Origin of the sequence: Micromonospora sp. WMMA1996 (genome assembly GCF_002573675.1) — a bacterium.
In the GTDB taxonomy this organism is placed as follows: Bacteria; Actinomycetota; Actinomycetes; order Mycobacteriales; family Micromonosporaceae; genus Micromonospora; species Micromonospora sediminicola.
Genome location: NZ_PDHU01000007.1, coordinates 18,039 through 31,426, shown reverse-complemented (window position 1 = coordinate 31,426; position 13,388 = coordinate 18,039). Strand labels below are relative to the sequence as shown.

The 13,388-nt window shown below is 72.8% G+C and carries 16 protein-coding genes; 8 read left to right on the top strand and 8 right to left on the bottom strand.

All coding sequences use genetic code 11. From position 1 onward, the window contains the following. Positions 1–26: 26 nt before the first annotated feature. The gene (locus COO58_RS28000; protein WP_255292798.1) at positions 27–1,358 is read right to left on the bottom strand and encodes a hypothetical protein; all 1,332 of its coding nucleotides are present in this window, start codon (positions 1,356–1,358) and stop codon (positions 27–29) included. Positions 1,359–1,557: 199 nt separating this feature from the next. Here COO58_RS28000 and COO58_RS27995 point away from each other — a divergent pair, with 199 nt between their 5' ends. The 3 genes from COO58_RS27995 to COO58_RS27985 all read left to right on the top strand — a co-directional run bounded on the left by COO58_RS27995 (position 1,558) and on the right by COO58_RS27985 (position 4,125). Next, entirely contained in the window at positions 1,558–2,232 is a 675-nt protein-coding gene (locus tag COO58_RS27995; protein ID WP_176559005.1) for an HAD family hydrolase, read from the top strand. Positions 2,233–2,254: 22 nt separating this feature from the next. After that, positions 2,255–3,040, top strand: a complete 786-nt coding sequence (locus COO58_RS27990; protein WP_091573517.1) for a DUF4184 family protein — start codon at positions 2,255–2,257, stop codon at positions 3,038–3,040. Between the two features lie 377 nt (positions 3,041–3,417). After that, positions 3,418–4,125: a hypothetical protein gene (locus COO58_RS27985; RefSeq protein ID WP_091573518.1), complete on the top strand. Its 708-nt coding sequence runs from the start codon at positions 3,418–3,420 to the stop codon at positions 4,123–4,125. 21 nt (positions 4,126–4,146) lie between these two features. On the opposite strand, the gene COO58_RS27980 is transcribed toward COO58_RS27985, so the two are convergent. From COO58_RS27980 to COO58_RS27955, 6 genes are all read right to left on the bottom strand, one after another. Beyond that, entirely contained in the window at positions 4,147–4,428 is a 282-nt protein-coding gene (locus COO58_RS27980) for an SCO0607 family lipoprotein (RefSeq protein WP_253866287.1), read from the bottom strand. Between the two features lie 74 nt (positions 4,429–4,502). Then, the gene (locus tag COO58_RS27975) at positions 4,503–4,778 is read right to left on the bottom strand and encodes a hypothetical protein (protein WP_091573520.1); all 276 of its coding nucleotides are present in this window, start codon (positions 4,776–4,778) and stop codon (positions 4,503–4,505) included. A 47-nt stretch (positions 4,779–4,825) separates the two neighbouring features. Beyond that, the gene (locus COO58_RS27970) at positions 4,826–5,257 is read right to left on the bottom strand and encodes a hypothetical protein (protein ID WP_091573521.1); all 432 of its coding nucleotides are present in this window, start codon (positions 5,255–5,257) and stop codon (positions 4,826–4,828) included. A gap of 204 nt (positions 5,258–5,461) precedes the next feature. Then, entirely contained in the window at positions 5,462–5,749 is a 288-nt protein-coding gene (locus COO58_RS27965) for a ribbon-helix-helix protein, CopG family (RefSeq protein ID WP_098747923.1), read from the bottom strand. Continuing rightward, on the bottom strand, positions 5,746–6,021 hold the full coding sequence (locus COO58_RS27960) for a hypothetical protein (RefSeq protein WP_098747921.1): 276 nt from the start codon (positions 6,019–6,021) through the stop codon (positions 5,746–5,748). Before COO58_RS27960 ends, COO58_RS27965 begins: the two co-directional genes overlap by 4 nt. A gap of 33 nt (positions 6,022–6,054) precedes the next feature. Then, positions 6,055–6,633 carry a DsbA family protein gene (locus tag COO58_RS27955; RefSeq protein ID WP_098747919.1) on the bottom strand — a complete coding sequence of 193 codons (579 nt, stop codon included), beginning with the start codon at positions 6,631–6,633 and terminating at the stop codon, positions 6,055–6,057. A gap of 207 nt (positions 6,634–6,840) precedes the next feature. Here COO58_RS27955 and COO58_RS27950 point away from each other — a divergent pair, with 207 nt between their 5' ends. The 4 genes from COO58_RS27950 to COO58_RS27935 are packed head-to-tail and all read left to right on the top strand — an operon-like array spanning position 6,841 to position 11,172. After that, positions 6,841–8,124, top strand: a complete 1,284-nt coding sequence (locus COO58_RS27950) for an ABC transporter substrate-binding protein (protein ID WP_098747918.1) — start codon at positions 6,841–6,843, stop codon at positions 8,122–8,124. Then, positions 8,121–9,116 (top strand): carbohydrate ABC transporter permease, encoded by a 996-nt coding sequence (locus tag COO58_RS27945; RefSeq protein WP_098747916.1) that lies wholly within the window; start codon positions 8,121–8,123, stop codon positions 9,114–9,116. Before COO58_RS27950 ends, COO58_RS27945 begins: the two co-directional genes overlap by 4 nt. A 1-nt stretch (position 9,117) precedes the next feature. Then, positions 9,118–9,954, top strand: a complete 837-nt coding sequence (locus COO58_RS27940) for a carbohydrate ABC transporter permease (RefSeq protein ID WP_098747914.1) — start codon at positions 9,118–9,120, stop codon at positions 9,952–9,954. Between the two features lie 9 nt (positions 9,955–9,963). Then, positions 9,964–11,172, top strand: coding sequence for an ABC transporter ATP-binding protein (locus tag COO58_RS27935; RefSeq protein WP_098747912.1), 1,209 nt, complete (start codon positions 9,964–9,966; stop codon positions 11,170–11,172). A 71-nt stretch (positions 11,173–11,243) separates the two neighbouring features. Here the strand turns inward: COO58_RS27935 and COO58_RS27930 are convergent, their stop codons facing one another. Next, complete coding sequence (locus tag COO58_RS27930; protein WP_098747911.1) at positions 11,244–12,347, bottom strand: winged helix DNA-binding domain-containing protein; 1,104 nt, start codon at positions 12,345–12,347, stop codon at positions 11,244–11,246. 379 nt (positions 12,348–12,726) lie between these two features. On the opposite strand from COO58_RS27930, the gene wrbA reads away from it, so the two are divergent. Then, positions 12,727–13,344 carry an NAD(P)H:quinone oxidoreductase gene (gene wrbA / locus COO58_RS27925; protein ID WP_091573528.1) on the top strand — a complete coding sequence of 206 codons (618 nt, stop codon included), beginning with the start codon at positions 12,727–12,729 and terminating at the stop codon, positions 13,342–13,344. The last annotated feature ends 44 nt before the right edge of the window (positions 13,345–13,388 follow it).

Here is a 13,388-nt window from a genome sequence, read left to right as displayed (position 1 = left end):
GCCGGCTCCGGCGCGCCCCGCACCGCCTAAGGCAGCGGGAGGAACGCCACCCGGGCGTGGTACTCGCGGGCGAACGTCTCGGTGTCGCTGCCCACCCACAGGCCCCGGTCGGTGGCGTACAGCTCGGCGGTGCCGACGCCCCGCGCCTTGGTCGGGTTCCACGGCAGCGCCCGGCCGGTGGTCGGGTGGATCGCGCCGATGCCGGGCCGGGACACCGCGCCGGCGCCGGCGGAGTTGCGGCCCAGGGGGTTGTCCAGCCAGCGCTGGTGCCCGCCCACGTAGACCGCGGCGCCGGTGACCGCCACCGAGAGCAGCGTGTCGCCGCCGGTGTAGTTGGCCCAGGTCGGCTGCTTGCCGGCGGTGGCGGCGCCGAACTCGAACCGGGCCGCGGTGTCGCAGAGCGTGCCGGGGAACGGCCCGCCGGTGGTGACCACGACGAACCAGCTGCCGTCCGGCGCGATGTCGACGCCGCGCAGGTAGGCGGGCATCGTCCTGGCGCACGGCGGCTGGTAGCGGTCGGTGGACCAGCCGGAGAGCGTGGCCCCGGCGGCGGTCAGGTCGGCCACCGCGAGCTGGTGCCGCGCCACGCCCGCCACGGTGCTGAAGTTGCCGGCGAGGACCAGCTTCCGGCCGTCGGGGGAGACGTCCAGCGCCTCGACCTTGACCGGCGCGGTCGCCCCGGAGCTGGTCACCCGGGGCCCGGCCAGGCGCAGGTCCACCGACGGGTCCGCGGCGCCGGTGGTGGCGTCCACCGCCGCCAGGCCACGCCGGGTCACCCCGCCGACGGTCTGGAACGCGCCGCCGACGACCAACCGGCCGCCGACCAGGCGTACGTCGTTGACCTGGTTGTTGAGGGCCGGCGGGGTGAACCCGGCGACCCGGGCGCCGGTGGCCGCGTCGATCCGGGCCAGCCGGGACGCGGCCACGCCGCCGACAGTGGTGAACGCGCCACCGACGTAGAGCGAGCGGCCGTCCGGGGCGGCGGCCAGCGCCCGCACCGCGCCGTTGACCCGCGGCCGGAACGTGGTGTCGATCCGGCCGGTGGTCGCGTCGAGGGCCACCAGCCGCGGCATCGCCAGCTGGGCCGACTGCCCGGCGTTGCGGACCGTGGTGAAGGTGCCGGCGAGGTAGACCCGGTTGCCGATCTGCAGGATCCGGTTCACCGTGCCGTCGAGCGCGTGCGGGGTCCAGTCGACCGGGTCGGCGCCGACCACGGTGGTGTGCGGCGCGTTGACGGCGAGGGCCGGGGCCGTCGGGAGCGCGCCGCCCACGGCGGCGATCGTGGCCGCCACGGCGACGACCGCGCGTCGCCGGCGACGGGTGCGGGACGGTGGTGCTGGGGCGGATGCGGTCGTCATCGCCGAAGCATGCCGCCCGAGCAGGCGTTCCGCAGTCGGGTAGCCGCCCCTGACCGGCCGCCGAACGGCCGGTCCGCGTGCCCGACCGGTGGTGGGGCGAGGCCCCGCTCAACTCGGGTGTGGCCCGGGGTGGGCCGGAGTAGGGTGTGCGGGTCCACGAGGGGAGGGTGGTGTGACGCGACCGCGCCGGGAGGCCGCCGTGCTGGTCTTCGACGCCGACGACACGCTCTGGGAGAACAACGTCCTCTTCGAGCGGGTGATCGACGACTTCCTCACCTGGCTCGACCACCCCACCCTGGACCGGACGCAGATCCGGGCGGTGCTCGACGACATCGAGCGGGCCAACGCCGTGGCGCACGGCTACGGCAGCAAGGTGTTCCTGCGCAGCCTGGGCGAGTGCCTGGAGAAGCTGCGCGAACGCCCGGCCACCGGGCCGGAACGCGCCGAGATCGAGCAGCTCGCGGCGGCGCTGGTCGGGCACCAGATCGAGCTGATGCCGGGCGTGGCGGAGACGCTGGACGACCTGGCGACCCGCCACGACCTGCTGCTGCTGACCAAGGGCGAGCGGGAGGAGCAGCAGCGCAAGCTCGACGCCTGCGGGCTACTGCACCACTTCCGGGCGGCGCACATCGTGGCGGAGAAGGACGCGGACACCTACCGGTGGCTGGCCCGCGAGCACGCGTTCGACCCGACGGCGGCGTGGATGATCGGCAACTCCCCGCGCTCGGACATCCTGCCCGCCCGGGCCGCCGGGATGAACGCGGTCTTCATCCCGAACGAGAACACCTGGGTGTTGGAGCACGAGGAACTCGACCCGACCGACCCCGGGGTGATTCGGCTGGCCGCGTTCGGAGACCTGGTCCGGCACTTCTGATCCGGCCGGTAACGTCCGACAGGTGCCGCTCACCTTCCCGTCGCACCTCGCGCCGGTGCTGCCGCTGAAGCGGTGGCGGCCGCACTGGTTCGACGGGGTGGCGCTGGCCACCGGCGCGGTGGCGCCGGACGTCGCCTACCTGTTCAGCGGCACCCGCCTCGACCTCGGCCTGCGTACGCACACGCTCGGCGGGCTTCTCTGGTGGTGCCTGCCGGTCGCGCTCGCGTACGCCTGGATCGTCCGCCGGGTGGTCGCCGGCATCGCCGCGCACCTGCCCGCGCCGAGGTTCTTCGGCTGGCCGCAGTACGCCGCGTTGGCCGGCGTACGGCATCCCTGGCAGGTCACCGTCTGCTCGGCCCTGATCGGCGCGTTCAGCCACGTCGCCTGGGACCGGATCAGCCACACCGAGCGCCTGCCCCGCCTGTTCGGCGTCGCCGACTTCCACGCCCTGACCGGGATGTACTGGTGGCAGTTCGCGGACGTGTTCGCCAGCCTCGGCGGCGGCCTGCTGGTGGTGGTCCTGGCGCTGTACGACGCGCGTCGCGGCGCGATCTTCGACGGCGTGCCACCGCCCGCGCCGCCGACGAACCGGCTCGTGTTCTGGCGGGTGGCCCTGGCGGTCACCGGTCTGGGGGCGCTGCTGCTGCCCGGGCTGCCGGCGGCCACCATCCCCGCCCCGGCCGGCGTCCGCGTGCTGCACCTGGGGGCGCTCGCCCTCGTCGCCGGCGCGGCGGCGGCCCGGTCCGCGCCGCCGCGGCGGGCCGATCGCGGTCGGCGTCTCGAAGACGAACAGCGCCCGGTCGGCTGACCCTGTTACGTCGACATGCCGCATTTCGGCATTGACATCAATCACAGCCGCGGGGGTGCGGTCGAAGCTTGTCCGACCTGCGCCGACCTGCCTAACCTGAGCCGGCGTCCACGCCTCGTCGGGGTGAGTCGGGGGCGCACCGGAGTCCGGTGGTGTGAGCACCGTGGAGCTGAGTGCGGGCAGACCGGCTCGCCGTGCGGAGCCCGGCGTGGGCGGCGTGCCACGCCCGTCGTGTTCCCACGGCGTAGACCGTTACCACGCCGGACGGCCGGGGTCAGGGCCGGGGAGTTGCGGACCCGGTCCTGACCCGTCCGGCCGACCGGAATCCGGGCGGGACGCCTCTGGTGCGCGCGCCGGTCACGGAGCGACACTGAGTCATGACACCTCAGCGCGTACCGCTGCTCGCCGGGCTGGTCGTGCTGCTCGCGGCGGCCTGCACCTCGACCGGCCACGACGGCGCGACCCCGGCGCCCCCGGCGACGTCCGCCACCGCGGCGCCGCCGGTCACGACCGCCGCCGCGACCCCTCCCGCGGCGACCACCGCACCCACCGCGACCGACCCGTCGGCGACCGCCGGTTCCTGGCGGGTGACCTGGGGCTGGGCGGTGCCCGGCTCGCCCGCCCGGGTGACGCATCCGGTGCGCGTCCCGGTGACCCCGGCCCCCGGCGAACCGCTGCCCGTGCTGGTGTCGGTGCAGACCGGCGACCACCCCGCGGAGGGGTTCAGCCGGATCACCTTCGCCTTCCGCGGGCCCACCCCGTCCTACCAGGTCGGCTACGTCCCGCAGGTGGTGACCGAGGGGCGCGGCGCGCCGGTCACCCTGCCCGGCACGGCGTACCTGTCGGTGCGGTTCGAACCGGCGCAGGCGCACGACGCCCGGGGCGGTGGGACGGCCGACGTGCCGCCGGCGGCGATCGGCTACCCGACGCTGCTCGGATGGGCGGCGGCCGGCGACTTCGAGGGGCACCTGAGCTTCGGGCTCGGCCTGCGGCCACCGGATGGTGGGCGGTTGCCGGTGCGGCTGGGCGAGTCGACCCGGCCGGACGGCACCCACGTCGTCTCCGTCGACGTCCGGCGGGCCTGACCGCCGGACCCGCCGGTCGGCTCAGGTCTCGATGACGGCGCCGTTCTCGTCGATGCCGTGGGTCCGCCAGTAGACGTCCCACTCGTCGTCGACGTGCCGCGGCACCTTGTCCGGCGGGAAGCGCACGTACGGGGCGGTCGGCTCCTCCCCGTCGGGGAGGCAGGCCCGGCCGCCGCCCGGGCCGACCGCGATGACCGGGTACTCACCGTCGGCGCAGATGCTCTCCCGGTAGGAGCACCCGGTGGTGAGCATGAGCCCGCTCAGCCCGACGGTGGCGAGGACGACCACGATTCGAGTTCGCACGCGGAGAATTCTCGTCGCCCCGCGCGCGTCCGCCATCGGTACGCGTACTCACCTTCGCCGGCGGGACCGCCGGCTCAGCCGACCTCGCCCCGGACGATCGCCACCGCGACCCGACAGAACTCGTCCATGTCGGGCTGGAAGCCGGCGGCGATGTCCGGGTGCAGGCCGGCGCGGGTCTCGTCGAGCAACCGACGGCAGACGTCCTCGACCGGCTCGCCCGCGTAGCTGGCACGGACCCGGTCGGCGGCCGCCTGCAGGGCCGAGGTCAGCTGATCCTCCAGCGGGCCGCGCAGCTTCTGCTGCACAGGGTCGAGCCCGCTCGGATCGAGCGTGACATGTGGCTCCGACATCGGCGCTCCCTTCGTCGGCGTCCGCGGTACCCCACCGCGGGCGTCGGTCAAACCATCGTCGGTACGGCCGCGACCCGGACCTGGTAGGAGAACTCCTCCGCCGGCTCCTCGGCGTACGACAGCCGGCGGATCTGCCGGTCGTCGGCCCAGAGGGCGACGTCGACCAGCACCCCGAGGTGGGCGAGGCCGATGTTGGCCACCCGCTTCTTGTCCTGCAGCACCGCGCACACCCCGCCGAGCAACGTGCTGGCGTCGGAGGTGCGGTGCCCGGGCGGGCAACGCAGGGTCAGGTCCACCTCGATCGGACCGGCGAGCGGGGTCCACCCGGTGCGCTGGGCCGCCGTGCAGGCGGCCTGGAGCAGCGCGCGGACCCTCGTCGCCTGCCGGTGCCCGGCGGCGAAGATGGACAGGGCCTCGGTCTTGACCGGGGGCAGGCCGCTCACCTCGAACGTCAGGGCGAGAGCGCGGGTGTCCTGCACGACGGCACCTCCTCGGGGGAATCCTGCCCAACCGGTACGCGAGCAGACGGCAGTTCCCGCGAGAACCAACCGATCGGGCGGGCGGTGGGGGACGGCCGGCGGCGTATCGACATCGGCGGCGACGCGCTGGCTACGGAGCTAGGGAAACGCTAGTCGAGTCGACTGACGCTGGGTAGTCTCCCCGCTCACGGAGTGGGACGGCGGTCAGGCCGCCTCGCCGGTGTGCCGGGCCAGGTACTCGTCGATCGCCCTGCGGATCAGACCGGAGCGCCCGCCCTTGTCGTTGCCGGCGAGTTCGTCGAGCCGTCGGACGATCGTCGAGGGAAGCCTGACCCCGGTCACCACCATCGGCACGCTCTCCGGCGTGGGCGCCGGCCCGAGGTCAGGTCCCCGGGTCGCGTCCCGCAGCAACTCGGAGATGTCACCGCCCCGGTCGAAGTAGGCCACCAACTCCTCACGGCTCATCGTCCGCGGATCACGGTCGGCGCTCATCGCGTTCCCTCCATCCACTGCTTGACCTCATCGGGGGTGGCCAACCGCACGGCCAGGATCCCGTAACTGTTGACCTTCCCGATCCGCTCGCAGAGCACCATGATCACTCGGGCGGTGTCCGCCAGGCCGGCTACGGCGAGCAGCAACGTCCCGATGTGGTTCTCGATCCGTTGCGGCGAGTAGAGCGCTTCGATCGCCTCCTGCTCCGAGACGTCGTGGCGGGCGGCGCTTGCCTTGCCAGCGTCGGTCCACGCGTACTCACGCTCCATCACAGGAGCAGCGTACAACGCGTAAAACGGCGGCGGTCAGCGGCGCGCGCGCTTCAGCTCGTGGAACGTCTCCAGACGCAGCAGCGGCAGCATCGAGTCCCAGATCGTCACGGCGTCCTCGACGCCGGGGACCTCGGTCAGGATCGGGCCGTGGATGCCCCGGCGGGCGTCCGGCACCATCAGCACCGGCGAACCGATGTCCGGGCCGGCCGAGGCGTACGCCAAGGCGTGCGACGCGTGGACCGCCTCGTCCCAGCTCTCGTCGTCCAGCGCGGGCGCCGCGTCGGCCAGGCCGGCCGCGTCCACCGCCGCCGCGACGACGCGGTCGCCGAGCGGGTCGCCGGCGTCATGGCTGCGCGTGCCCAGCTCCGTGTACAGGCGGCCCGCGTCGTGGTGGCGGCCCTGCGCGCGCAGCGCCTCCACCAGCCGCAGCACCCGCCCGGAGGCCGCCATCGCCTCGGCGTACTCGGGGGCGACCTGCCCGTCGTTGAGGATGGCCAGGCTGAACGCCCGCCACTCGACGCCCAGCCCGCGCGCCTCGGCGACGGCGACCAGCCAGCGCGAGGTGCGCCAGGTCCACGGGCAGACCGGATCGAAGAAGAAGGTGGCGTCCATCACCACAACCTAGGCCGGGGAGCGGCGGGGCGCAGCGCGCGGTCACCGTCACGTGACCGTGATGTTTCGCTTCGTCGCAGGTCGGGCACGTTCAGCCGCACGAAACGCCCGGGGCGTCGGGCGGACAGGCCGGTGCCTCGACCGTCTCGCCGTGCGCCGGGGCACGGGTGACCTCCCCGGTTCTTCGCCGAAGAGAGGGGGAGGGTGATGACGACAGTCCCCGACACGGCCGCACGGCGGCCGGTGAGACGCGCGGCGGCTGCGGCCGCCGCGCTGGCGTTGGTGGCCCCGCTGGCCGCCTGCGGGTCCGGCGGCGACGGCGGCACGCCCACGATCAACCTGTACTACCCGCCCGAGCAGAACCTGCAGAAGGTGGTCGACGACTGCAACGCGCAGGCGCAGGGGCGGTACCGGATCTCCTACCGGGTGCTGCCGCGGGAGGCCGACGAGCAGCGGGTGCAGATGGTGCGCCGGCTCGCGGCGCAGGACACCGGCATGGACGTGCTCGGCCTGGACGTCACCTGGACCCAGGAGTTCGCCAGCGCCGAGTGGATCCGGGAGTGGACCGGCCAGGACAAGGCCGAGGTGGAGCAGGGCACGCTCGGCGGCCCGCTGGACACCGCCCGGTACGAGGACAAGCTCTACGCCGCGCCGAAGAACACCAACGTGCAGCTGCTCTGGTACCGGTCCGACCTGGTGTCGCAGCCGCCGAAGACCTGGGACGAGATGATCTCCGCGGCCCAGCAGCTGAAGCAGCAGGGCAAGCCGTACCAGGTGCTCACCATGGGCGCCCAGTACGAGGGACTGGTCGTCCTCTACAACACGCTGGCCGAGAGCGCCGGCGGGAAGATCCTCAGTGACGACGGCAAGAAGGCGGTGATGGACGCCGGGACCGTGCGCGCGCTGGAGCAGCTGAAGACGTTCGCGACCGCCGGGGTGACCTCGGCGTCGTTCAGCAACGCGGTCGAGGACCCGGTGCGGCTGGAGTTCCAGTCCGGCCGCGGCGCGTTCCAGGTGAACTGGCCGTTCGTGTATCCGGCCATGCAGGAGGCCAACCCGGAGCTGGCGAAGAACGTGAAGTGGGCGCGGGTGCCGGGGATCGAGGCGGGCACCCCGAGCAAGGTCACCATCGGCGGGGTCAACCTGGCGGTCAGCACCTACTCGAAGCACCCGACCGAGTCGTTCGAGGCGGCCCGGTGCCTCCGCAACGCCGAGCACCAGAAGTTCTCCGCGGTCAACGACGGCGTGCCGCCGACCATCGAGGCGGTCTACGACGACCCGGAGATGGCTGAGGCGTACCCGATGAAGGAGACCATCCTGGAGGAGCTGAAGGAGCCGGCGGTGCGACCGCTGACCCCGGCGTACCAGAGCATCTCCACGGTGATGTCGGCGATCCTGTCGCCGCCCTCGGGCATCGACCCCGAGCGGACCGCGGACGAACTGCGCGAGGCGATCGCCGACGCGCTCGAGTCGAAGGGGGTCCTGCCGTGAGCGTGAACGCGACTCCGGCCGGCGCCGAGGCCGCCGTCGAGGCGGAGGAGTCGACCGGCCGGCACGCCGCCGTCCCGGCCCAGCGGGCCCGGCGGCGCGCCACCGCCCCGCTGAGCGAGAACAAGCGGGCCGAGCGACGCCTCGGCTGGCTGCTGTGCGCGCCGGCCGCCCTGGTCATGGTGGCGGTCACCGCGTACCCGATCCTCTACTCGGTCTGGCTGTCGTTGCAGCGGTTCGACCTGCGGTTCCCGGACGAGCGGAAGTTCGTCGGCCTGGAGAACTACGTCACCGTGCTGACCAACGACTTCTGGTGGACCGCGTTCGGCGTGACCGCGCTGATCACGGTCGTCACGGTCGCGATCGAGCTGGCGCTCGGCATGGGCCTGGCGCTGATCATGCACCGGACGCTGGTCGGCCGGGGCATCGTGCGCACCGCGGCGCTGATCCCGTACGGCATCGTCACGGTGGTCGCGGCGTTCTCCTGGCGGTACGCCTGGACGCCGGGCACCGGCTACCTGGCGAACCTGTTCGACGGCAGCGCGCCGCTGACCGAGCGGGCCAGCTCGCTGGCGATCATCATGCTGGCGGAGATCTGGAAGACCACCCCGTTCATGGCGCTGCTGCTGATGGCCGGGCTGGCGCTGGTGCCGGAGGACCTGCTCAAGGCCGCCTCCACCGACGGCGCGACCGCGTGGCAGCGGTTCACCAAGGTGATGCTGCCGGTGATGAAGCCGGCGATCCTGGTCGCGCTGCTGTTCCGCACGCTGGACGCGTTCCGGGTCTTCGACAACATCTTCGTGCTCACCAACGGCGGCAACGAGACCTCCTCGGTGTCGATGCTCGCCTACAACAACCTGATCCGGGGCCTGAACCTCGGCATCGGCTCCACGATGTCGGTGCTGATCTTCATCACCGTGGCGATCATCGCCTTCGTCTTCGTGAAGCTGTTCGGCACCGCTGCCCCCGGCAGCGACGATGGGGAGAGGCGCTGACATGGCCGTGGAAACCACCACACGGGCGAAGCTGCGCTGGGGCGTGCTGGACGTCGTGGTCGTCGTCTTCGCGCTGGTGCCGGTGCTCTGGATCGCCTCGCTGTCGTTCAAGACCCCGGCCACGCTCACCGACGGCAAGTTCTGGCCGCGCGAGTGGACGCTGGAGAACTACCGGACGATCTTCGACACCGACCAGTTCGTCCGGGCCCTGATCAACTCGATCGGCATCGCGCTGATCGCCACCCTGATCGCGGTGGTGCTCGGCACGATGGCCGCGTACGCGATCTCCCGGCTGGACTTCCCGGGCAAGAAGCTGCTGGTCGGGGTGTCCCTGCTGATCGCGATGTTCCCGCAGGTGTCGCTGGTGTCGCCGCTGTTCGAGATCGAGCGTCAGCTCGGCCTCTTCGACACCTGGCCCGGCCTGATCCTGCCGTACATCACGTTCGCGCTGCCGCTGGCGATCTACACGCTGTCGGCGTTCTTCAAGCAGATCCCCTGGGACCTGGAGAAGGCGGCGAAGATGGACGGCGCCACCCAGGGACAGGCGTTCCGGCGGGTGATCGCACCGCTGGCCGCGCCGGGCGTGTTCACCACGGCCATCCTGGTCTTCATCTTCTGCTGGAACGACTTCCTGTTCGCGATCACGCTCACCTCGACCGAGCGGTCCCGCACGGTCCCGGTGGCCCTGCAGTTCTTCACCGGCGAGTCGCAGTTCGAGGACCCCACCGGGGCGATCTGCGCCGCCGCCGTGGTGATCACCGTGCCGATCATCCTGTTCGTGCTCTTCTTCCAGCGCCGCATCGTCTCCGGTCTGACCTCCGGCGCAGTCAAGGGATAGGTGGTAACAGTGGCTGACATCGTGCTGGACAAGGTGAGCAAGCGGTTCCCGGACGGGACCACCGCGGTGCGGGACGTCGACCTGGAGATCGCCGACGGCGAGTTCGTCATCCTGGTCGGCCCCTCGGGCTGCGGCAAGTCGACCACCCTCAACATGATCGCCGGGCTGGAGGACATCAGCTCCGGTGAGCTGCGCATCGCGGGGCAGCGGGTCAACGACAAGGCGCCCCGGGACCGGGACATCGCCATGGTCTTCCAGTCGTACGCGCTCTACCCGAACATGACCGTGCGGGAGAACATGGCGTTCCCGCTGCGGCTGGCGAAGATGGACAAGGAGACCATCAACCAGAAGGTCGACGAGGCCGCCAAGGTGCTGGAGCTGACCGCGCTGCTGGACCGCAAGCCGGCCAACCTCTCCGGCGGCCAGCGGCAGCGGGTCGCGATGGGTCGGGCGATCGTCCGCCAGCCCAAGGCGTTCCTGATGGACGAGCCGCTGTCCAACCTGGACGCGAAGCTGCGGGTGCAGATGCGGACCGTGGTGTCCCGGCTGCAGAAGCAGCTCGGCACCACCACGGTCTACGTGACCCACGACCAGACCGAGGCGATGACCCTGGGCGACCGGGTGGTCATCATGCGCGGTGGCGCGGTGCAGCAGGTCGGCCCGCCGCAGGAGCTGTACGACAACCCGCGCAACCTCTTCGTCGCCGGGTTCATCGGCTCGCCGTCGATGAACTTCCTGCACGCCGCGGTGGAGGAGGGACGGCTGCGCACCGCCCTGGGTGACGTGCCGATCGGCGAGCGGATCCGCCGCGAGCTGGAGGCCGGCGACGCGCCCCGCGAGCTGATCCTCGGCGTCCGGCCGGAGCACTTCGAGGACGCCACGCTGGTCGACGACGAGACCCGGGCCCGGGGCCTGGAGTTCGAGGCGCCGGTCGACATCGTCGAGTCGATGGGGTCGGACAAGTACGTCTACTTCACCGTCGAGGGGGAGCGGGCCAGCGCCGCCGAGCTGGAGGAGCTGGCCGCCGACGCGGGCGCCTCCGACTTCGCCGGGGCCGGGTCGAGCCTGGTGACCCGCCTGTCGGCGGAGTCGCCGGTGCGCGAGGGCGAGACCCGCCGGGTGTGGTTCAACCTGGAGAAGATCCACCTGTTCGACCCGGGCAGCGGCCGCAACCTGACCCTGCACGAGGGCCGGGCGGCCGGCGCGCTCGCCGACTGAGCACGCTCACGCGCAGGGGCCGGTGGCGTACGCGCCGCCGGCCCCTGCGCTGCGCCGCCACCCGGGCCCGGTCACCAGGAGTGGCGCAGCTCCAGCCCGAGGAAGCGGGCGTAGCCGGCCAGGGCCGTGTCGACCCGGGCGCGCAACGCGACGTCGAACGGCACGAGCTGCCGTACCGTCACGGTCACCGCGCTCTTGCCCAGCGTGCGCTTCCAGGTGCCGACCACCCGGCCGTCGCGCACGACCGTGGACTGGAACATCCCGTTGTTGCCGGGCACCACGGCGTCGGCGTGCGCCGGGTCGAGCATCAGCGAACGGTCCTTGAAGCCGAGCAGGTACTCGTCGAAACCGGGCAGCGTGTGCACGTCGTCGACCGGTGTGCGGGGCGCGTCGAGCAGCGCGGCGTCGACCACCGCCGCCTCGCCGTCGACCTCGACCGGGGCGAGCCGGTCACCGGCCAGCGCGAGGGCCCGGGTGGCGTCGGTGACGGTGAGCCCGCTCCAGCGGGCCAGCTCGTGCCGGGTCACCGGACCGTGGCCGCGCACGTAGCGGTGGGCCAGCATCGCCAGCGCCTCGTCCCGCTCCGGGCGGTGCGGGTCGGGCACCCACTCGTCGAGCAGCACGAACGTCTGCTCGGCGCCGACGTGCGGGGCGATGCAGGTGATGCCGCGCTGGCTGGCGTACCAGAGCAGGTGGTAGCCGCGCTGGCCGGTGGTGTCCAGCCCGGCGTCGCGCAGCGCGGCCAGGCAGTCGGTGCGGCTGAGCCGACCGCCGCCGGACAGCGCCTCGCCGAGCACGTCGCCGGCCTGGTCGCCGTCGGCGACGGTGAGCCCGAGCTGACGCCAGCGGCCGGCGACGGTGGCCAGCGCCCGCACGCCGGTGACCGCCAGCATCCAGTGCGCGTCGCGCGCCGGCACCAGGTGCACCGTGCCCCGCATCGGCCAGGTGCGCAGCGCCTCGCGCCGCTCCAGCGCCGCCCGTACGTCGTCCTGGGTCCGGCCGGGCAGGCGTGCGCCGAGCGACCACAGCCCGCTGGCGGCGTCCTGTGCCTGCATGGCGCCGAACCACTCGACCACGTCGGCCACGCGAGCGAGCCGGGCGACGGGATGCGGGCGCAGCAGCAGGCTGGTCATCCGCAGGGCGAGGGCCTCGGCGCGGCTGAGACGTAAGGGCACGGGCGCCTCCCGTCGGCGGGTGGACGGTCAGCATAGGCCCGGCGTCCGACAGCACCGGACGGACCGGACCGCCCCTGATCGCGCTGCGCCGGCCACGCTGCCGACGGAGCGCGATCCCCCGTTCAGGTTCCCGGCGCGGGGGCGGCGGTCGGCCGGCGCCGGTGCGACCAGGATCCCCGGCGCGCGCGGGCGGAAGGCCGGTTGCCCACGGAACTTGCGCAAATCTTGAGCCGGGTCGCGCCCGGTCCGGCCGCCGGTCCGGGTACCGGAGGTCTCCGGCCCGGCCGGTCGGCGGCGGGCGGCGCGGCCCGCCCGGAGTTTGACGCGACAAGTAACGGGTAGTCGCCGGAGCTGACCCGAATCGAGGAGGAAACGTCTGATGGATGGCCAGGTCAAGGTCGCGGTGATCTACTACAGCGCGACCGGCATCACCTACCAGATGGCGCAGTCGGCGGTCGAGGCGGCCGGGGAGGCCGGCGCCGAGGTGCGCCTGCGCAAGGTGCGTGAGCTGGCGCCCGACGAGGCGATCCGCTCCAACTCGGGCTGGCAGGCGCACCGGCTGGAGACGCAGGACGTGATGGAGGCGCAGCCGGACGACCTGTCCTGGGCGGACGTCGTGATCATGGGCTCACCGACCCGGTACGGCATGATCGCCGCGCAGCTCAAGCAGTTCATCGACACCACCGGCCCGCTCTGGGCGCAGGGCGCGCTGGCGGACAAGGTGTACACCGGCTTCACCTCGACCGCGACCTCGCACGGCGGCCAGGAGGCGACGCTGCTGTCGCTGTACACGGTCTTCTACCACTGGGGCGGCATCGTGGTGACCCCCGGATACACCGACCCCAGCCAGTTCGTCGCCGGCAACCCCTACGGCGCCTCGCACACCAGCAACAACGGCGAGGTCGCCCCGGACCACGTGGCCCTGGCCGCCACCGCGCTGACCGCCAAGCGGGCCGTGCTGATGGGCGCCGCGCTGAAGAAGGGCATGGCCGGCTGACCGACCCGGGTGGGCGGCCGGTGGCCGGACGGGGGCTCTCGAAC

Excerpts from the sequence above, each read along its gene's own strand:
- COO58_RS28000 (WP_255292798.1), bottom strand. The coding sequence starts at position 1,358 with ATGACGACCGCATCCGCCCCAGCACCACCGTCCCGCACCCGTCGCCGG.
- COO58_RS27985 (WP_091573518.1), top strand. The coding sequence starts at position 3,418 with ATGACACCTCAGCGCGTACCGCTGCTCGCCGGGCTGGTCGTGCTGCTC.
- COO58_RS27975 (WP_091573520.1), bottom strand. The coding sequence starts at position 4,778 with ATGTCGGAGCCACATGTCACGCTCGATCCGAGCGGGCTCGACCCTGTG.
- COO58_RS27965 (WP_098747923.1), bottom strand. The coding sequence starts at position 5,749 with ATGAGCGCCGACCGTGATCCGCGGACGATGAGCCGTGAGGAGTTGGTG.
- COO58_RS27955 (WP_098747919.1), bottom strand. The coding sequence starts at position 6,633 with ATGGACGCCACCTTCTTCTTCGATCCGGTCTGCCCGTGGACCTGGCGC.
- COO58_RS27950 (WP_098747918.1), top strand. The coding sequence starts at position 6,841 with ATGACGACAGTCCCCGACACGGCCGCACGGCGGCCGGTGAGACGCGCG.
- COO58_RS27940 (WP_098747914.1), top strand. The coding sequence starts at position 9,118 with ATGGCCGTGGAAACCACCACACGGGCGAAGCTGCGCTGGGGCGTGCTG.
- wrbA (WP_091573528.1), top strand. The coding sequence starts at position 12,727 with ATGGATGGCCAGGTCAAGGTCGCGGTGATCTACTACAGCGCGACCGGC.